Below are 17,274 nucleotides of genomic sequence, written 5' to 3'. Positions count from 1 at the left end.
CTAGGCCTCCGTCCCGGCGGCGGACGGGGCGGGCGCGGCGGGCGCGGCGACGACGGTGCGGGCCTGGGCGATCGTCTCGATCCGGCACCGCTGCGCGGCCACGTCGCCGGTGCGGTGGGACGTCACGCGCGCGGTGGCGAAGTACGTGCCCGGCCGGTCGTAGGCGTGCGTGGTCGAGACCGTCAGCTCGGCGGCGGTGCCGTCGATCCCGGCGTGGCGCAACGGGTAGGTGCCGGTGCCGTCGAAGTCCCACTCGACCGCGATGATCCGCCCGGCGCCCGGCGGGACGGCGGCGGTGACCGTCAGGGTCACCGGCTCGCCCACGCCGACGTCGGCCCGGGCCCCGCCGTTCGCCGTGACCGACGCGACCGGCTGGATGCCGCCCCGCTGCGCCGCGCTCGACGGCAGGTGCACGCGGCCGTCGACGAACGTGTAGTGGCTGCCGTTCGGCTCGACGCCGTTCTCCACCCAGTCGATCAGGTCGATCATCGACTGCTCGGTGATGCCGCGGAAGTCGATCAGCCGAGTCGCCGCCACCCGGTTCGGTTCCGGCGGGACCATGCCGTACGGGCCGTGCTCGGCGTACTCGGTCCAACGGATGCGGAAGTTCGCCCGCGCGCCCGCCTCGCCCTGGGCCTGGCGCACGGCCCGGTCGTACAGGGTGCCCCACGCGGGCCAGACCGACGAGTCGTGGGTGTGGTGCAGCCAGAGCACCTTGCCCTCGTACTGGCCCGAGTAGCAGACGCCCATCAGCGAGGACATCCGCGGCACGGGGTGCTGCGGGTAGATCGGCCGGCCGTCGACGAGCAGGTGCGCGAACGCGGGATCGGCCATGACGTGGTGGCGGGCGAAGTAGCAGTAGGCGAGGAACCTGCGGTTGTCGACGAGCACCTCGTCGCCCGGCTCGACCCCGGTGAACCGCAGGACGTTCGCGTCGCCCTGGCCGTCGCAGGCGAAGACGTCCCCGGCGGCGCCGGTGGCGTACAGCGACCGTCCCGCGGCCTTCCCGGTCAGGACCTTCACGCCGGCGCCGACGCGGTAACCGCCCTTGAGCCCCTCGATCTCGACGGCGTAGGGGAACTCGTACGCCTCGCCGCCGGCGCCGACGATCGCCGCCAGGATCCGCATGGTCTGAAACTCGGGTCCGGCGAAGTCGGCCGACTCGTTCAGGTCGCGGGCCGACAGGGTGCGCACGACCCGTCCGGTCTGGTGGATCAGGTCCGCCTCGACCAGCTCGGGGGAGTCGTGACCGACGTAGCCCGGCTTCGTCCAGAAGTTCGCGAAGTAGTCCGGGTCCTCGCGGTGCAGCTCGTCGGCCAGCGAGGTCCACAGCCACATCTGGCCCATCGGCTCGCTGATCATGAACTCGTTGCCGCGGGGGAAGCCCTGCCGGTACAGCGACGCCAGCTCCTCGCGCTCGTGCGTGCCGAGCCCCGCGAACGGGTCGCCGCTGCCGCCCGGCGCCATCCGGTCCGCCAGTGCGATGATCCGGTCGCGACCGAGCAGCCGTTGGACGTTGAACATCTGGCCGAAGGACATGATGCTGCCGGCCTTGACCCGCTCGGTGTTGCCGGGCTCGGCGATCTCACCGCCGCTGGTCGACGGCATGCACCCGTCCCACACGCCGGGCGCGTTCTCCAGGCAGAGCGGGGAACGCCGCCCGCCGCCGCTGCCGCCCCAGACGTAGCTGTGATGAGGGGCGCTGCCGTACACCTGGGCGGCGACGTACTTGGACAGCCGCGCGGCCTCGGCACTGGCCCGGTGGCCGTAGAGCGTCGGATCCTCCCCGGCCTTCGGGTCGTAGTCGTCGCCCTTGTGGCCCTGGTTCGACTCGACCATGTAGCCGCCGAGGCGGGCGCTCATGTCGATGCGTTGGAACATCTCGCCGAGAATGCCGCCGCCGAAGGTGACCGCGTGACCGCCGTTGCCGCCTTCCAGCGGCTGGAACATGCGGCCCGTGTAGTACTCGGCGGGCGGGAGATAGAAGGCGAACTCCGTGTCGGTACCCGCGAAGCCGCCCTGCACGAAACGGTGCGGCGACGGGCGTTCACGCTGCTCGTCCACCTCGATGAACGGCGCCCCGAAGAAGGCGTCGGTGACCTCGTACCCGGACAGATCGATAGCGCCCATGAGACAGCTCCGTCTTCGTCGCCCTCGCGCCTCGCCGGCTGTGGGAGCTGCAGCGTCGCAGAACATCCGCGCACGTGTCAACGCTGTTCACCAGTCCGGGCGGCCGCACTCCCGGCGTACTCCCGGTCGTACTTCGGTTCGAACTCCGGGTCGAACTCCGGGAGGCCGGCTCGGTCGACGGCGTCCCTCCACGTCCACTCCCCGTCCGAGTCCACTCCCTGCCCGACCATGTCCCGTAAGTGCCGGAAGTCCGGTCCGCCGGACAGTCGTGGCGCGCCAGGCGCTACCGTTGCCGCCAGGCCGAGCGTGGCCGATGTTTCCTCGGCCGGCTGGCCGGCCGGCGTTGGGGTGTGGTGGTTGAAGGTCACAGACCGGGGCGGTTCCGGCCCGGGCAGTCGGTCCGGACATCGGTGGCTGGTGGTCGGAGTGGTCGCGGCCGCGATGGTCTTCTCGGCGCTCGGACTGCTGGTCGCCGTCGTCGTGCCGCCCTTTGCCAGCGCTGACGAGGCGCAGCACACCGCGTACGCGCTTGAGGTGGCCGATGGATCGTTGCCCGGGCTGGACACACCCGTGCGCTCCCGCATTCCGGGTATGCCGGGGTTGCCGGCCGGGTGCCGCGTGTCCCCCCGGCAGTTCCGGGCCGCGGTGAACGTGCACGCCGACCACCTGTGCGGGCGGCGGCTGCGGCGGCCGCTGACCAACTTCGACGTCGTCTACACGGCGAACCATCCGCCGCTGTTCTACGCGGTCGAGTCCGTCCCGCTGAAGTCCGGCATCGCCCTGGATCACCCGCTGGCCGGCTTCCGGGCCGCCCGAGGGATCAATGTGGCGCTCGGAGTGACCGCCCTCATCGCGACGGCGGCCCTGGTCCGGGGCGTGCTGCCGGGGCAGCCGGCCGTCGCGGTCGCGGCGGCCGCGATCACCGGGGTCGTCGGCCTGTTCGTGTTCCCGGCCGGGCAGGTCTACAACGACACGATGGCGGTGGCGACCATCACCGGTCTGCTCGCCGTCACCGTCGCGATCGCGCGCCGGGGACCGCGGCCGCGCACGCTGCTGGCGCTCGCGGTGCTCGGCCCGGCCGCCGCGGCCAGCCGGGCGAGCGGAGCGGTGGCGTTGATGGTCGTCGTGCCGGCCGTCGGGGTCGCCGTCGCGGCGCGCACCGCCGGCCGCCCGGTTCGGCGGGCCGGGCGCGGCCTGGCCGTGGCCGGTGGGCTCGCCGCGCTGAGCTTCGCCGCGACCGGCTGGTTCTACCTGCGTAACGTGCGCCGGTACGGCGACCCCACCGCCTTCGGCCGGATCGCCGCCATGCTCCCGATCCGCGGGCCGCGACCGTCGGCGCAGCAGGTGGTGCGCGATCCCGACTGGTGGTGGAACGTCTATCGCGGCCTGTTCGGTCGTGTCTCGCTGCAGACCGGCTACGCCGAGAAGATGGTCGTCGGGTTCGCGATCGTCACCGGTGTGGGCGTGCTCGCCGCGGTGCTCCGGGTCCTGACGGCGCGGATCCGGGCCGCCCGGGCCGCGGACCTCCTGGCTGCGGACGCCCTGGCCGTCAGCGCCAGGTTGTACGGCGGTGGGACGCGGGGGAGCGGGCTGCCGGCTCCGTCCTCGGCTCCGTCGTCGGCTTCGGCTCCGTCGTCGGCTTCGGCCCCGGCCCCGTCTTCGGCTCCGACCCTGGCCCTCGCTCCGGCTCCCGGCCCGCCGGGTGCGCGGCTGGCCGGGGGTGTCGTCTGGATCCTGCTCGCCGCGCACTGCCTGCTCGTCGTCGCGACGCTGGTGGGATACGCGGCCGCCGGTGGCGCGGCGTTCACCCGGTACCTGCTGCCGATGCTGCCGGTGCTCGCGTTCGTCGTCGAACTCAGCTGGCGGGCGCTGCCGCTGGGACGGCGGGGGTTGCCGACGGTCGTGCTCGTCGCCGCGCTCGCCGTGCTGACCGTGACGATGATCGTTCGGGACCTGGCGTGGCGGAACCGCGCGCTCGCGCCCCTGTCGCCGGTGGACCGGCTGCGGACGGCGTGGGCGGCCGGGGCTCCCGGGCCGGCCGATCTCGTCCTGCCCGGCCTGGCGGGATTCGCGCTGGTCGGCGGTCTCCTGCTGGCCGTCGCCCTGTGGAAGCTCGGCGACCCGTCGGTGGAACTCGGCGGCTCGGTGGAACTCGGCGGCAATGTCGGTGGTGATGTCGGCGGTGATGTCGGTGGCAGACCGTGGCGTGCAGCCGAGCACGAGGACCCGCCGGGCGACGTCGCCGGGGTCGGGCGGCAACGCCAGGAGCGCCTGGACGTGAGTATCGGTGGTGGGGCGGCCCAGGTATCCGCGGACCGGTGATGCGGCGCGGCCGGGCTGTGCCCTTCCCGGCCGGCGTCGCACGCCCGGCTCGCGCCGACTCCGGCCGTTACTCCGAGCGTTTGTTGTCTCGCCGCCGGGAAACACCGACGGCATGACCGATGACGGGGGCGCAGGCGATGCGGAACCGATTGCTCGACCGTCCCGGGCACGCCTGCTAAGTCTGCTGCCGTTCCTCGCGGCAGGTATGGCCGCTTCCGTCCTGCGGGCGCTACACAAAGAGGGCACCATCGGCGACTGGTGGTTCCTGGCCGGGTTGGGTATTGCCCTCGTCGCGCTGGTGGCCGGGCTGGTCGTCCTGAAGTTTCCGGAGGGCGTGGTCGTCCGCAACGGGAACCTGACGCTCGTCGACTGGCGGGGGCGGGAGACGACGGTCCCATGCGACGATGTGCGCCTCGCGAGCCTCGTCAGGGTTCAGCAGACTGCCACCTCGGGCCCGCATACCCGCATCATCGTCGAACGCGTGTCATCGGCTCCACCGGTCATGATGATCAGCGCCGCGCTGAATCGCGAGCGCACGCGCAGGCTGTTGGAGCGCAAGGGCCTACCGGTCCGTGTCGTCGCTCGTACCGCCCGAGTGGCCCAGCTCCCGGCGTCCTTTCCCGGTCTGCACCTGGGCCTGAGCGACCGTCGACCGTTCTTGGTCGCCTTTCTTGTCACCGCCGCGATCGCAGTGGTTCTCGTGGCCATTCTGACGCCGCTGGTGGTGTTTCGCTGACTCGGTTCGTCGGCCTGGGCCGGATCGCCGGGAGTCGAGCGCGGCTGGCCCGGGCAGGGTTGCCCGGTTCAGCCTGATCAGATCCGTCCGAGAGGAGACGAGTTCTCCGGCGGAAGCCACGGCCTCGCCGAAAGGTGGTGGTGGCACGCGGGGCTGGCGTCAGGACGACGCAGGCGTGGCGGTTCTCCCGTGCTGGCAGGCGACTTGGTGGTGGCGGCGGGCGGTGGCCGTCGTCTCGCCGACGGCGGTCGCAGGGCGCGGATTGCGCAGAAGGACGTCCTGGGCACGCTTAGCACCACATCGGCACATCGGGGGTGGGCCACTGCCGCCCGCGAGCGATCGTCGCGTACCGTTTTCACCTCCAGCGTGATCGCGACCCGGGGATGGCCCCTTAGGAGCACATGTCTCTCCCGACGTTCACCCGACCGCCGAACTGGCGCTTGCGCGTCCACCCCCGCGTCCACCCGTGGGCGAGCCGGGCTCCGCGCCCGTGACCGACCTGGCCGCCGTCCAGTTGCCCCGGCCCAGAAGCATCGCGAAACACGCGGTGCCGCATCTGGTCGAGGCGACGGTCATCCCCGCGGCGCTTTTCCTGGTCTTTCTGCATCTCGGTGGTCTCACCCTCGCCGCGCTGACGGCCGTGGCCTGGGGCTATGTCGCCCTGGGCCGCCGCGTCGTGCGCCGGCAACGCATCCCCGCCCTGCTGATCCTCTCCTCGGTCGGGCTCACCGTCCGCACGGTGATTGTGATCATCAACGGCAATGCGTTCCTCTACTTCCTGCAGCCGGTGATCGTCGCGGGGGTGATCGGCATGATCTTCCTGTTGTCGGCGTTGACCCCCCGGCCCCTGGTCCACCGGTTGGCCGGCGACTTCTGCCCGCTGCCCGCGGGCGTCACCGAGCGGATCGGTGTGCGCCGGCTGTTCCTCGGCCTGACCCTGCTGTGGGCCGCGGTGAATCTCGGCAACGCCGCCTTCACCTTCTGGCTGCTGGTGTCGCAGTCCACCGCCGTGTTCGTGGCGATCCGCGGGGTCACCGGCACGGCCGTGACCGCGACCGCCGTGGCGATCACCGTCGCCTGGTCGTGGCGCGTCGCCCGGCTGGAGGGCCTGCGCGCCCCCCGCTCCCGCCTGGCCTGAGCCCTCCCGACCGCCGCCCCCGACCGGTGTCCGCGCCTCCCGCGCAGGCGAGGGAGGGGGTGGGGGTCGGGGCGCCGAGAAGAAATCCCTGGCCGTAGGGGATGTGCACGTCGAGAGCGGTGTGCAGCTCGGCGGGGGTCTGGATGCCCTCCGCGATGACGCAGCCGCCGAACTCCCTACTGATCATGACGAGGGCGGCGGCGGTCGCCCGGCGGGCCGGGTCGGCGTCCATCCCGTGGGTGACCAGATAGTCGAGCTTCACGATGTCCGGATGCAGCTCGATGAGCTGCTCCAGCCCCGCGTAGCCGGTCCCGGTGTCGTCGGCGGCGATCCGCACGCCGCGTGCGCGCAGGTCCCGTACGGCGCGCAGGACCTCGGCGTCGTCGCAGAAGTACTCGTGCTCGGTGATCTCGACGACCAGGCGCCGGCAGGTCTGCTCCTCGTGGAGGACGTCGAGCAGCCCGGAGGTGATGGTGGCCGGCGAGGCGTTGACCGTGAGGCAGACGCCGGCGGGCAGCTGGGGCAGCACGCGCAGCGCCCGCCGGATCGCGGCCAGCTCCAGTTCGGCGCTCAGGCCGATCGTCATGGCGTCGAAGTACCAGCTCGACGGGCCTCGAGGCGGCCTGCGGGGCTCGTGGGGTAGCCCGGGCTCATGGGGGAATCGGGACAGCGCCTCCACCGCGGCGGTGCGACCGGTTGTCAGGTCCACGATGGGCTGGTAGACGATCTTCGGGCCGCCGGCGTCGATCATCTCGCTGATGCTGGACCAGACCCGGCTGCGTGCCTCCCAGATCCGGTGCAGGTCGATGACGGCGTCGCTGAGGTACTCGGCGGCCAGCCCCAGGAAGCGGCTGTCGCGCTCCCGCAGGTACGGCCGCGGCTCACGGCTGATGCAGCCGAGCACTCCGAACACCTTGCCCTTGGTGTCGGTCACCACCGTCGCCGCATAGCACCCGATGCCCAGCCTCGTCACGAGCGGCGTGTCGACCAGGAAGGGATCCCGTCCGGTGTCGGGAATCACCTTCGGCAGCGTGCCGGCCAGCAGGCTGCGGTAGAACCGGGGATCGGGGCGGACCCTGGCCCCCGTTGCCAGCCCGAACTGTCCGCCTGGTCCGTTGAGCACCTGGATGACCAGATCGTCGCCGTCCGCCCGAGCGAGATAGGCGAGATCCATCCGCAGGTGACGGCGCAGTATCCCGAGCAGTTCCATGACCGTCGTGTCCGGTTCGGTCCCGTCCGAGAAGGGTCCGTCCGAGAAGGTCCCGTCCGAGGAGGGTCCGGACGAGGAGGTCCCGGACGAGGAGGTCCCGGACGAGGCGGTCGCAGACGGGGCGGGCCCGTCCGAGGAGGGTCCGGAGGCGGATTCCGCCCGTGCCATCGCCCCTCACCCCCAGCCGTCACGCGATTGGTGCCTGCCTCCGCCGTGCCCCCCGTAACCGGTCGTACACCAACATGTACGTTCCGCCTGCGATCCCGCCTGTGATCCCGGCCGTGAACCGGCTGTGTCCGGCGGAGCGGAGGTCCGGCGTCGTCCGATGGCCTCAGCGAGGCGCGGGGTCGGCGGTGGGCTCGACCCGCACCGTGGTGCGCAGCGGGGTCTCGACGATGAGCAGGATGACGACCGCGGCCACGACGACGAGCGGAATCGCGCTCAGGAAGGCCTCGGGAACCGCCGTACCGTAGGCGTGGCGGACGACGGAGGCCACCGGAGGGCCGAGCGCGTCAAGATCCGGGATGTCCCGGCCGTCTCCCAGGGCGTCCACGGGTAGGCCGTCGGCCGCCAGCCCGGCGGCGGTCAGGTCGGTGATCCGGTGCGCGATCAGTGCGCCGAGGACGGCGACGCCGGTCGTTCCGCCGAGGCTGCGGATGAACTGCACGGTCGCGCTCGCGGCCCCGAGATCGGCCAGCGGGGCGGTGTTCTGGGCGATCACGATGACGTTCTGCTGGACCAGACCCAGGCCGAGGCCGACCGGCACCATGGCGAGCCCGACGAGCACCGGCGTCGTCGTCGGGCCGACCAGCCCGAGCAGCAGCAGGCCGGCGAGCACGAGCCCGCAGCCGAGGACGAGGAAGCGCTTCCAGCGCCCGGATCGCGAGATCACCCGGCCCACGTGGAGCGAGGCGTAGGCCATCGCGCCGACCAGGGGAACCGCGAGCAGCCCGGAGATCACCGGGGATCGGCCCTGCCCGAGCTGGAAGTACTGGCTGAGCATGACCGGGGTCGAGAACATCACGGTCCCGATGCAGAAGGCCGCGACCACGCAGAGCACGAGGGTGCGGTCGCGGAACAGGCGGGGTGGGATCATCGGCTCGCGGACCCGGAACTCCACCGCCACCGCGACGGCCAGCAGGAGCACGCCGCCGCCGACCAGCCAGCCGGTCTGCGCCGAGGCCCAGCCGAAGGCGCCCCCGGCCAGCGAGACCCAGATCAGCAGGCAGCACGCGCCGCCGGAGATCAGCAGGGCGCCGGCGTAGTCGATGGAGACCTCGCGGGTACCGACGGGCAGCCGCAGCGTGCGCTGGATCAGCACACCGGCGAGCGCCGCGATCGGCAGGCTCAGGTAGAAGCACCAGCGCCAGCCCAGCCAGGGGGCGTCGACGACGAGTCCGCCGACGAGGGGCCCGGTGACCGTGGCCACCGCGAAGGTCGCCCCCACGTAGCCGTTGTACCTGCCCCGGTCCCGGGCCGGGATGATCGCGCCCATCGCCACCTGGACCAGGGCGGACATCCCGCCGCCGCCGACGCCCTGGACGAACCGGCAGGCGATCAGCATTCCGGGTGAGCCGGCCAGCCCGGCGAGCACGGAGCCGAGGACGAACACGCCGAGCGCCGACTGGACCAGCCGCTTCTTGTCGACCAGGTCCGCGAGCTTGCCCCAGATCGGCATGCTGGCCGTCATCGCGAGCAGGTGGGCGGTGACCACCCAGGTATAGCCGGTGGCGCTGCCGTGCAGGTCGGCCATGATGGTCGGCAGCGCGTTCGTCACGATCGTGGTCGACAGCATCGAGACGAACAGCCCGACCAGCAGACCGGAGATGGCGCGCATCGTCCGCCGGTGGGCCGCGGCGGCGGTGTCGGCGGGGGCTGTGTCGGTGTCGGTGTCGGTGGCAGTGGCAGTGGCGGCGGTGTCGGTGGCGGTCGGGGAGAAAGGTCTCCGCCCGGCATCGTCCTCGTCTCGTGTCGTGGTCGTCGCCGTGGAGACTCACCCCTCGCCTGACACCGGCCCCTCGCCTGACACCGGCCCGCCCGGATGTGGCCGGTACACATCAAAACATGGCAATGGCGGGAAAGCGGGAAGTCTCGACGGCGGCATTGACGCCGTGGTCTGCGCCGTCCCGGGGATCATTGGGCGTAGGCGGATCCTGGTGGTCGAGGACGATCTTCGGCTGGCGGAAGTGCTGTATTCAGGCCTGCGGGCCGAAGGCTTCGACGTCGACGTCGTCCATGACGGTCTCGAGGGGTACTGGCAGGCCAGGGAAGGTGCCCATGACGTCGTCGTCCTCGACATCCTGCTTCCGTCGATGACCGGCTACGCGGTCGCCGCCCGGTTGCGTGCGGAGAAGGTCTGGACGCCGTTGCTGATGCTGACCGCGAAGGACGGCGACTACGACGAGGCGGACGGTCTGGACGCCGGCGCGGACGACTACCTGCGCAAACCGTTTTCCTTTGTGGTGCTGACGGCCCGGCTACGAGCGCTGGCCCGCCGGGGTGCCAGCCCCCGCCCGCGGCTGCTGAGCCACGGCGGCCTGGTGCTGGACCCGGAGTCGGGCGACTGCTCCGTCGGCGCTGCGCCGGTGTCGCTGCAGCCGCGCGAGCGGGCGCTGCTCGAGGTTCTGCTGCGCAACCCCGGCCGAGTGCTGTCGAAGGACCGCCTGCTGGCCGCGGTGTGGGGTCTGGACGGCGGGGGGGAGGGCAATCTTGTCGAGGTCTACGTGTCGAGCCTGCGGCGCAAGATCGGCAGCGACCGGATCGCCACCGTGCGGGGCCTCGGGTATCGCCTGCTGGACCCCGATGCCTAGGTTCCTGCGCTCCCTGCGCGTGCGCCTGACCCTGACAGTCACGCTCGCGGTCGGCCTGACGTTGGCGGCTGCCTCCGTCCTGTTCGTCATCGCCATGTCCCGGACGCTGTTCGGACGAGCCGAGGCCGCCGCGAGCGCCGAGGTGGACCGGGTGGCGCAGGCCCTGGTCCGCGGCGAGCCGATCATCGACCGTCCCGGCGTCCCCGCCGGCTACATCACGGCGATCCAGGTCCGCGACGACGCGGGCCGGGTGATAGCGGTCCTGCCCGCGGCGTCGCCGGGTGCGACCTCGGCGCGGCCCGTCCCGTCGGCGCGCCCGTCGCTCCAGCCGGGTAGCGCGCCCCAGCCGGGTGTTGTGCCGAGGCAGCCACCGCCCCGAGACCTGCGGGTCGCCTCGCGGACGGTGATGACGCCGCAGGGCCGACGGACGGTGATCGCCGTGTCCCGGCTGGGCCAGATCTCGCAGAGCATCACCCTCGTCGAGCGGTCGCTGGAGCTGGCCGCGCCCCTGCTCACGCTGGTCGTGGGGCTGCTGACCTGGTTCGCGGTGGACCGGTCGCTGCGGCCGATCGAGGCGCTCAGGGTACGCACGGAGGCAATCAGCCATTCGACGCTGGGTGAACGCCTGCCGGAGCCGACGACGGGCGACGAGGTGGAGCGCCTCGCGCGCACCCTCAACGAGATGCTCGACCGCCTGGACGCGGGCGCCCGGGTGCAACGCGAGTTCCTCTCCGACGCCTCCCACGAGCTGCGCACCCCGCTTGCCGCGATGCGCGCGGAGCTGGAGGTCTCGCTGACCCACCGCGGCGCGGCCGACTGGCGCGCCGTCGCCGGCCGCCTGCACACCGACACCCGGCGCCTGGAACGCCTGACCGGCGACCTGCTCGTCCTCGCCCGATCCGAGGACCTGACGGTGACCCGGCCCGTCGAGACGCTGCGGTTCGACGAGGTCGTGGCGGGCGAGCTGCCGACCGTCAGCCACGTCGAGCTGACCGTGTCCCTCGAACCCGTCGAGGTCCTCGGGGTCGCGGCGGAGCTCGCCCGCCTGGCCCGCAACCTGCTCGACAACGCTGACCGCCACGCCGTCGCGACCGTGGCCGTGCGGCTCGGTACGCAGGGGGACCGGGTGGTCCTCACCGTCGACGACGACGGCCCCGGCGTCCCCCCCGAGCAGCGGGAGCGGGTGTTCGACCGCTTCTTCCGGCTGGACGTCGGCCGGGACCGAGCGGCGGGGTCGGCCTGGGCCTGGCGATGACCCGGAGCATCGCCCGCCGCCACGGGGGCGACGTCGTCGTGCGGACGGCGCCCCTCGGCGGTGCTCGCTTCGAGGTTCGCCTGCCGCTGCCGGGGACGATCACCGACTGACCGCCCGGCCGCCGGCCGTCGGCGTGTGCGAGCCGCTGGCCTGGGCACTCAGCTCCCTCTCAGGTGAGCTCAGCTGCGTCGCAGGTTCGTGGGTCACGGTTGGCGCCAGACAGTGACTGGAACCGGACTCTCGGAGGCGATCGCCGATGACACGACTCATGAACGGACGTCTGCTCCTCCTGCTCCTCCCGCTGCTGGCGCTGGTCGCCTGCTCGGGCAGCGGCGACGACGCCGGCGGGAATCCGGTGGCGGCGGCCTCGGCGGCGCCGGGTTCGGCGGCGAGCCCGACCGGCGATCCGATGCTGTCCTACGCCCAGTGCATGCGGGACAACGGAGTCCAGGTACCGGATCCGCAGCCGAGCAATCCCGCGTCGCTGTACCAGGGCGTCGACACCTCGTCGGTCGCGTTCCAGACGGCCGACAAGGCGTGCGCCGGGATTCTGGCGGGCGTGGTGCAGGAGCGCGGGAAGCAGGATCCCGACCAGCTCGCCCAGAAGAACGACGAACTGCTCGCGCTGGCCGGCTGCCTGCGCAGCAACGGGATCAACGTCGCGCCGCCTGATCACACGGGTTGAGCGGGACCCGCTCCGTTGTGGGTCGGCGCGTCGTTCGCCGTCGATGGCCGGCGGAGCCTGCCACGTGCGCCCAGGGGTTCCGCGCTTCCCACGATGTCCCTCGCCTCGGTGGTGCGCACCGCGCCGGCGGCGGTGGTGTCAGTGGTGTCGGCGGCAGTGGGGGCACTGGTGGCCGTGGGGGTGCTGGTGGCGGAGACGTTGGCGGCGGAGGTGTTGGCGTGGTCGAAGAAGCGCAGCAGTTCGACCGGGAACGGCATGACGAGGGTGCTGTTCTTCTCCGCCGCGACGTCGACGACCGTCTGCAGGAGCCGCAGTTGCAGTGCCCCGGGAGTGGCGGCCATCGCCTCGGCGGCATCGGACAGCCTGCGGGACGCCTGGAACTCGCCGTCGGCGGCGATGACCCGGGCACGCCGCTCACGTTCCGCCTCCGCCTGGCGCGACATCGACCTCTTCATCGAGTCGGGCAGGGCGATGTCCTTGACCTCGACCCGCTCGATCCGCAGCCCCCACGGCTCCTCGGTGGGGGCGTCGATGACGCTCTTGAGCTGCAGGTTGATCTGCTCGCGGTCCGACAGCAGGGTGTCGAGATCGGCGCGGCCGATGACCGACCGCAGGGAGGTCTGGGCGACCTGCGACACCGCGTTGCGATAGTCCCGGACGTTGACGATCGCCTTCATCGGATCGATCACCCGGAAATAGACCACCGCGTCCACCGTCAGCGTGACGTTGTCCCGGGTGATTGCGCCCTGGGCGGGAACACCGAGGACCTCGGTGCGCATGGGGACCTTCACCATGCGGTCCGCACCCGGAAGGATCATGTTCAGGCCGGGGCCACGCACCGCCGGCAGCGCCCGGCCGAACCGGAACACGATGCCCTTTTCGTACTGCTCCACCCGGCGCACACTCGCCGCCAGAAAAACCAGGACCACGACTACCACCGCCACCAGCACGGCGATCAGAACACCCATGACAGCCTCATTGCCTCGCCGGTGTGGCAGGCACCTCGAAAGGGTGGGATGTCGTCGTCCCGGTCACTGCCGACTCTACGCTCCGATCGGCACCCTTCGGGACGTCCCGACGGTGCCGTCAGGTGGTCGTCGGGCCGGGCGGCGCGTAACGGGCCTGGAGTTGGGTCAGGGTCGCCTCGATGCCGGCCGCGTTGGCCTTCGGCGCGCGGATGAGGTCGTAGTAGCGAATGGTGGCCTTGATGCGTCCCATTCCGCTGTAGTCGAAGGTTTCGGTGACGCGGGTGGATCCGTTCGATTCCGGGCTGAACTGCCAGCGCCACCGGTGGCCGACCGGGTGCCGCCATTCGATGAGGCGGTCCTCCTCGAACGCCGTGACCCTGCTGGTGATCCGGTAGGGCAGGCCGAAGGCCTTCATGTTCACCGAGAAGGTCGCCCCCGCGGCCAGCCGCGGCGGCCCGGAGACGGTCGCCCGCACCGTGCCGGAGCCGTCGAGCTCGCGGTGCCGGCGCGGGTCGGCCACGATGGCGAACAGGTCGCTCACCGGCGCGGCCACCAGGACCGACCGGCTGATCTGGTGCGGTCCGGTGTCTATGACGGACACGGTCATGACGTCGTCCTCGTCGTTCGTGGGGCTCTCGTCGCTCGTGGGGCTCTGGTCGCTCGTGGGGCTCTCGTCGCTCGTGGGGCTCTGGTCGACGGATCAGCCTATGTTCTTCAGCGCCTCGCGGCGGGACAGCGACGACAGGGCCTGGCCGCGAGCGCCGACGAAGCGGCGGACCTCCGCCGGGTCCGTCCGGGCGTACTGGCGCAGCGCCCAGCCGATCGCCTTGCGGATGAAGAAGTCCCGGTCGTCGAGGTTGGCGTCGATGCAGGCGTACAGCAGTTCGAGGTCGGTCGCCGTCGTGAACGACAGTTGGCAGATGATCGACGTGCGGCGCCGCCACAGGTCGCCGTCGCGGCTCCAGCGCAGCATCACGGGGCGGATCGCGGCGGGGTCGACGGCGAGCAGCGGTCCGATCCGGCGGGCGGCGATCTCATCCACATAGTCCCACCAGGCGCCGGTAGTGATCATCTCTTCGTACAGGTCCAGCGTCTGCGCCCGCTGGTAGGGGCGGTAGGCGCGATGGCCGGTCAGGTCGATCGCGGCGTACCGCTCCTCCCGGTAGGCCGCGTCCCGCCAGATCGCGAGGACGGTCGCCGTCCAGCTGGCCAGGTCCGGCAACGTCCGCGCGGCGAAGACGGGACGCAGCACCCGTTCCCGCGCGGGCTTCGGCACGCCGCGGTAGGGCATGTCCGACTTCATGTACGCCTGCATGCCCGGTGCCTTCGCCGGGTCGGCGGCGCCGGCGAGCGCGGCCCGCACCCCCGCCACCAGCCCACCGTCGACCGCGCCGTCGACCGCTGCGTCACGCTCTCCCGCCACGGCTTGACATGGTGCCCGCCACGACCGGCAGGCCGCTCGCGGGGGGATGCGATCGTGGCCGCGGGATTCTTCGCGTCGGGCGACCGCGCCGGCACGAACGTCGTAGCCATCGCCGCCGCCCACGGGACCTGGCGGGCCGGGGGCGTGTGCGGGACGCGGACGCGGGTAGTTCGCCGGTCGCGCCGCGCAGCGGCGCCGCCGCCGAGGGTGGCGGAATCTGGCGAGAAGAGGTAGGTATGCGCGGGTCCGAACGGGTACTCGATCGGCTCGAACGGGAGCAGGCGCTCGATGCGGTCGCCGGGCGCGCCCACGCGTTCTGGTCGAAGGCGCTTCGCTCGCCGCGGCTGCGCGATCTGCTCAGCGGCCGGGCACTCGGGCATCCGCTGCACCCCGCGGCCGTGATCGTGCCGGCGGGGACGCTGCTGAGCGCGACCCTGCTCGACGTCACCGGCGGGTCCGCCCTGCGCCCGGCCGCGCGGCGGCTCATCGGGCTCGGGCTGCTGTCCGCCGGTCCCGCGGCGGTCGCCGGGTGGTCGGACTGGCTCGACACCGACGGCGCCGAACGCCGCGTCGGGCTCGTGCACGCCGCCTGCAACATCGTCGGTATCGGGTGTTACACGGCATCCTGGTGGCAGCGGCGTAATGGCAGGAGCGGGGTGGCTAAGGGCGGGGTGGCTGGGAGCGGGCTGGCCGCGAGCCTCGCCGGGGCGAGCGCCCTCGGGGTCGGTGGGTGGCTGGGCGGCCATCTCGCCTACGCGCTCGGGGTGGGGGTGGACACCACCGCGTTCCAGCGGGGCCCGGCCGACTGGACGGACGTACTGGCGGCCGGCGAGGTCACCACGGCGCTGCGGCAGGTCGAGGTCGACGGCGTGCCCGTGCTGCTGACCAGGGTCGACGGCCGGATCGTCGCGATCAACGACCGCTGCACCCACCGGGGCGCCCCTCTCAGCGACGGCGACCGCGACGGGGACTGCGTGCAGTGTCCCTGGCACGGCAGCCGGTTCGCTCTGACCTCCGGTGACGTCGTCCAGGGGCCGGCGACCCGCCCGCAGCCGGTCTACGAGGTCCGCGAGCGCGGCGGGCGGGTGGAGCTGCGCCGCTCGGAGGTCCGGGCCCTGCGCGCCAACCCCGTCGGTCCCTCACCCGACCGGGTACCGGTCGGCTGAGGTTCGGCGTCCGGCGTCCGACGTCCGACGTCCGACGTCGGGCCGTCGGGCCGTCGGGTGTCCGGTGCCCGGCATCGGGCGGAGACCTGCCCCTGTGCTGCTTCGGACACCTGACGGCATCCTTCGCTAGGTTTCCTCCATGGCCTTCTCCCTCATCGTCGTCGGCGCGACCGGAAACGTCGGGCGCGGCATCGTCGCCGCAGCCCGCGAGCGGGACTGGGAGGTGACGGCCGTCGACCGCGACACCGTCGGCTTCGACGCTCTGCCCGAGGAGTTCGCCGGCGTCAAGACCGTCGTGGGCAGCGTCGCCGACGCCGAGCGGGCGGCCGAGCTGGCGGCGCGCCTGGACCTGGCCTCGGCCGACGCCGTCGTCGTCGCCGTGAACATCCCGTGGACGCCCACGCCGGTCCTGGCGACGACCTGGCAGCAGGCCGACGACCACCTCGGCCCCTACCTGCGGCTGCACCTGAGCGCGGCGACCACCTTCCTGCCGGCACTGTCGGCCGGCGCGGTCTACCTGGGCATGGGCGGCGGCATGGCGGACATCCCGGCCCGCGGGATGGGCGTGGTGTCGATGGCCCAGGCCGCGCAGCGGATGCTCTACCGGCACCTGGAGCGGGAGGCCCGCGCCAGCGAGGTGCTGGTTCGCGAGGTCATGATCCGTGCCATGGTCCACGGCTTCGGCCAGCCCGGCGAGCCGGGCCCGGGCATGCTCGGCTCCGACGTCATCGGCGAGCGGGTCTGTGACGTCCTCGTCGACGCGAAGGAGCGCGACGTCGTCGTCGTCCTCGAGGCGTAGGTCCCGCGGCGACACCCGGCGCCCGACTCCCGCCTCCTACGCCGCCGAGCCCGAGCCCGGGCCCGGGTCCGGGCTCGGGGCCGGGTCCGGCAGCAGGGCCTCGTCGCGGCGGCGCAGGATCTCGTCGACCGTCTGCTCCGGCGTCAGCGCACCGCTGTCCAGCCAGAGGCCGACGCGCGGGGTCTCGGTGCGCAGGACCGCGTCGAGCTGGGCGGGACTCCACCGGGTGCCGTACGCGACCTTGTCGCGCCCTGCCTCTCGTCGTCGCACCACGTCGACGTCGGGAGCCAGGATCACGAGCCGCAGCGGACGGCTTCGCAGGTACGACAGGAATGTCTCCAGGAGTCGGCCGACAATCACGTCCTCGACGACGGTGTGAAACCCTTCCCGACTACAGGAGTCGGCGATCATGGCGGCGTGTCGATACCGCAGATCGAGCTGGGCCAGAGCCGGCGCGGTGGGTTGGGCGGTCATTTCCTCGCGACCGTTGCGGACCATCACCCGCAGCACGTCGCCCTCGACCAGAACACTCGGCGAGAGGCGGTCCGAAAGCAGTCGGGCCACCGTCGACTTTCCGCTGGCCGAGATGCCGGTGACGACGTAAAGGTCGCGCTCGGGACCCTGCGACATGC

At 72.3% G+C, this 17,274-nt stretch carries 16 protein-coding genes; 9 read left to right on the top strand and 7 right to left on the bottom strand.

Annotation, left to right across the window (positions count from 1 at the left end):
• Window positions 1–2,130, bottom strand: a complete 2,130-nt coding sequence (locus FRAAL_RS17765; RefSeq protein ID WP_041939440.1) for a PKD domain-containing protein — start codon at window positions 2,128–2,130, stop codon at window positions 1–3.
• A gap of 417 nt (window positions 2,131–2,547) precedes the next feature.
• Between FRAAL_RS17765 and FRAAL_RS17760 the strand changes: the two genes are divergently transcribed.
• The 3 genes from FRAAL_RS17760 to FRAAL_RS17750 all read left to right on the top strand — a co-directional run bounded on the left by FRAAL_RS17760 (window position 2,548) and on the right by FRAAL_RS17750 (window position 6,326).
• Window positions 2,548–4,452 (top strand): hypothetical protein, encoded by a 1,905-nt coding sequence (locus FRAAL_RS17760; RefSeq protein ID WP_231861066.1) that lies wholly within the window; start codon window positions 2,548–2,550, stop codon window positions 4,450–4,452.
• 112 nt (window positions 4,453–4,564) lie between these two features.
• Window positions 4,565–5,188, top strand: a complete 624-nt coding sequence (locus tag FRAAL_RS17755) for a hypothetical protein (protein WP_011605183.1) — start codon at window positions 4,565–4,567, stop codon at window positions 5,186–5,188.
• A 466-nt stretch (window positions 5,189–5,654) separates the two neighbouring features.
• Window positions 5,655–6,326 carry a VC0807 family protein gene (locus FRAAL_RS17750; protein ID WP_231861064.1) on the top strand — a complete coding sequence of 224 codons (672 nt, stop codon included), beginning with the start codon at window positions 5,655–5,657 and terminating at the stop codon, window positions 6,324–6,326.
• Here FRAAL_RS17750 and FRAAL_RS17745 read toward each other — a convergent pair.
• Together FRAAL_RS17745 and FRAAL_RS17735 are read right to left on the bottom strand one after the other, a co-directional pair.
• A complete protein-coding gene (locus FRAAL_RS17745; RefSeq protein ID WP_011605181.1) occupies window positions 6,256–7,536 on the bottom strand; it encodes an EAL domain-containing protein in 1,281 nt (426 codons plus the stop codon). The two genes, FRAAL_RS17750 and FRAAL_RS17745, sit on opposite strands and share 71 nt — an antisense overlap.
• A 331-nt stretch (window positions 7,537–7,867) precedes the next feature.
• Complete coding sequence (locus FRAAL_RS17735; protein WP_011605179.1) at window positions 7,868–9,373, bottom strand: MFS transporter; 1,506 nt, start codon at window positions 9,371–9,373, stop codon at window positions 7,868–7,870.
• Here FRAAL_RS17735 and FRAAL_RS17730 point away from each other — a divergent pair.
• The 4 genes from FRAAL_RS17730 to FRAAL_RS30545 all read left to right on the top strand — a co-directional run bounded on the left by FRAAL_RS17730 (window position 9,363) and on the right by FRAAL_RS30545 (window position 12,286).
• A complete protein-coding gene (locus FRAAL_RS17730) occupies window positions 9,363–10,346 on the top strand; it encodes a response regulator transcription factor (RefSeq protein WP_193790315.1) in 984 nt (327 codons plus the stop codon). The genes FRAAL_RS17735 and FRAAL_RS17730 overlap by 11 nt on opposite strands.
• Window positions 10,339–11,601, top strand: a complete 1,263-nt coding sequence (locus FRAAL_RS17725) for a sensor histidine kinase (RefSeq protein ID WP_157892130.1) — start codon at window positions 10,339–10,341, stop codon at window positions 11,599–11,601. Before FRAAL_RS17730 ends, FRAAL_RS17725 begins: the two co-directional genes overlap by 8 nt.
• Window positions 11,598–11,711, top strand: a complete 114-nt coding sequence (locus FRAAL_RS36150; RefSeq protein WP_372665467.1) for a hypothetical protein — start codon at window positions 11,598–11,600, stop codon at window positions 11,709–11,711. The genes FRAAL_RS17725 and FRAAL_RS36150 overlap by 4 nt, the downstream gene beginning before the upstream one ends.
• 158 nt (window positions 11,712–11,869) lie before the next feature.
• Window positions 11,870–12,286: a hypothetical protein gene (locus FRAAL_RS30545; RefSeq protein ID WP_050997162.1), complete on the top strand. Its 417-nt coding sequence runs from the start codon at window positions 11,870–11,872 to the stop codon at window positions 12,284–12,286.
• Here the strand turns inward: FRAAL_RS30545 and FRAAL_RS17715 are convergent.
• The 3 genes from FRAAL_RS17715 to FRAAL_RS17705 form a co-directional block, all read right to left on the bottom strand.
• Window positions 12,274–13,254, bottom strand: coding sequence for a slipin family protein (locus tag FRAAL_RS17715; RefSeq protein WP_011605175.1), 981 nt, complete (start codon window positions 13,252–13,254; stop codon window positions 12,274–12,276). The genes FRAAL_RS30545 and FRAAL_RS17715 overlap by 13 nt on opposite strands.
• A gap of 118 nt (window positions 13,255–13,372) precedes the next feature.
• Window positions 13,373–13,861 (bottom strand): SRPBCC family protein, encoded by a 489-nt coding sequence (locus FRAAL_RS17710; RefSeq protein WP_011605174.1) that lies wholly within the window; start codon window positions 13,859–13,861, stop codon window positions 13,373–13,375.
• A 93-nt stretch (window positions 13,862–13,954) separates the two neighbouring features.
• Complete coding sequence (locus FRAAL_RS17705) at window positions 13,955–14,677, bottom strand: DNA alkylation repair protein (protein ID WP_011605173.1); 723 nt, start codon at window positions 14,675–14,677, stop codon at window positions 13,955–13,957.
• 236 nt (window positions 14,678–14,913) lie between these two features.
• Between FRAAL_RS17705 and FRAAL_RS17700 the strand changes: the two genes are divergently transcribed.
• Entirely contained in the window at window positions 14,914–15,843 is a 930-nt protein-coding gene (locus FRAAL_RS17700) for a Rieske (2Fe-2S) protein (protein WP_011605172.1), read from the top strand.
• Between the two features lie 139 nt (window positions 15,844–15,982).
• The gene (locus tag FRAAL_RS17695) at window positions 15,983–16,642 is read left to right on the top strand and encodes an NAD(P)H-binding protein (RefSeq protein WP_011605171.1); all 660 of its coding nucleotides are present in this window, start codon (window positions 15,983–15,985) and stop codon (window positions 16,640–16,642) included.
• A gap of 36 nt (window positions 16,643–16,678) precedes the next feature.
• Here FRAAL_RS17695 and FRAAL_RS17690 read toward each other — a convergent pair whose 3' ends face one another.
• Window positions 16,679–17,272: an AAA family ATPase gene (locus tag FRAAL_RS17690; RefSeq protein ID WP_011605170.1), complete on the bottom strand. Its 594-nt coding sequence runs from the start codon at window positions 17,270–17,272 to the stop codon at window positions 16,679–16,681.
• Window positions 17,273–17,274 lie beyond the last annotated feature (2 nt).

The organism is Frankia alni ACN14a, assembly GCF_000058485.1.
GTDB lineage: Bacteria > Actinomycetota > Actinomycetes > Frankiales > Frankiaceae > Frankia > Frankia alni.
Note: the sequence above shows the minus strand (reverse complement) of the source record. Positions and strands in the feature narration are given on the sequence as shown.

Coding starts and splice junctions, on each gene's coding strand:
- FRAAL_RS17745 (WP_011605181.1), bottom strand. CDS start 7,536: ATGGAACTGCTCGGGATACTGCGCCGTCACCTGCGGATGGATCTCGCC.
- FRAAL_RS17700 (WP_011605172.1), top strand. CDS start 14,914: ATGCGCGGGTCCGAACGGGTACTCGATCGGCTCGAACGGGAGCAGGCG.
- FRAAL_RS17730 (WP_193790315.1), top strand. CDS start 9,363: ATGGCGCGCATCGTCCGCCGGTGGGCCGCGGCGGCGGTGTCGGCGGGG.
- FRAAL_RS30545 (WP_050997162.1), top strand. CDS start 11,870: ATGAACGGACGTCTGCTCCTCCTGCTCCTCCCGCTGCTGGCGCTGGTC.
- FRAAL_RS17755 (WP_011605183.1), top strand. CDS start 4,565: ATGACCGATGACGGGGGCGCAGGCGATGCGGAACCGATTGCTCGACCG.
- FRAAL_RS17710 (WP_011605174.1), bottom strand. CDS start 13,861: ATGACCGTGTCCGTCATAGACACCGGACCGCACCAGATCAGCCGGTCG.
- FRAAL_RS17715 (WP_011605175.1), bottom strand. CDS start 13,254: ATGGGTGTTCTGATCGCCGTGCTGGTGGCGGTGGTAGTCGTGGTCCTG.
- FRAAL_RS17690 (WP_011605170.1), bottom strand. CDS start 17,272: ATGTCGCAGGGTCCCGAGCGCGACCTTTACGTCGTCACCGGCATCTCG.
- FRAAL_RS36150 (WP_372665467.1), top strand. CDS start 11,598: ATGACCCGGAGCATCGCCCGCCGCCACGGGGGCGACGTCGTCGTGCGG.
- FRAAL_RS17735 (WP_011605179.1), bottom strand. CDS start 9,373: ATGCGCGCCATCTCCGGTCTGCTGGTCGGGCTGTTCGTCTCGATGCTG.
- FRAAL_RS17725 (WP_157892130.1), top strand. CDS start 10,339: ATGCCTAGGTTCCTGCGCTCCCTGCGCGTGCGCCTGACCCTGACAGTC.
- FRAAL_RS17695 (WP_011605171.1), top strand. CDS start 15,983: ATGGCCTTCTCCCTCATCGTCGTCGGCGCGACCGGAAACGTCGGGCGC.
- FRAAL_RS17765 (WP_041939440.1), bottom strand. CDS start 2,130: ATGGGCGCTATCGATCTGTCCGGGTACGAGGTCACCGACGCCTTCTTC.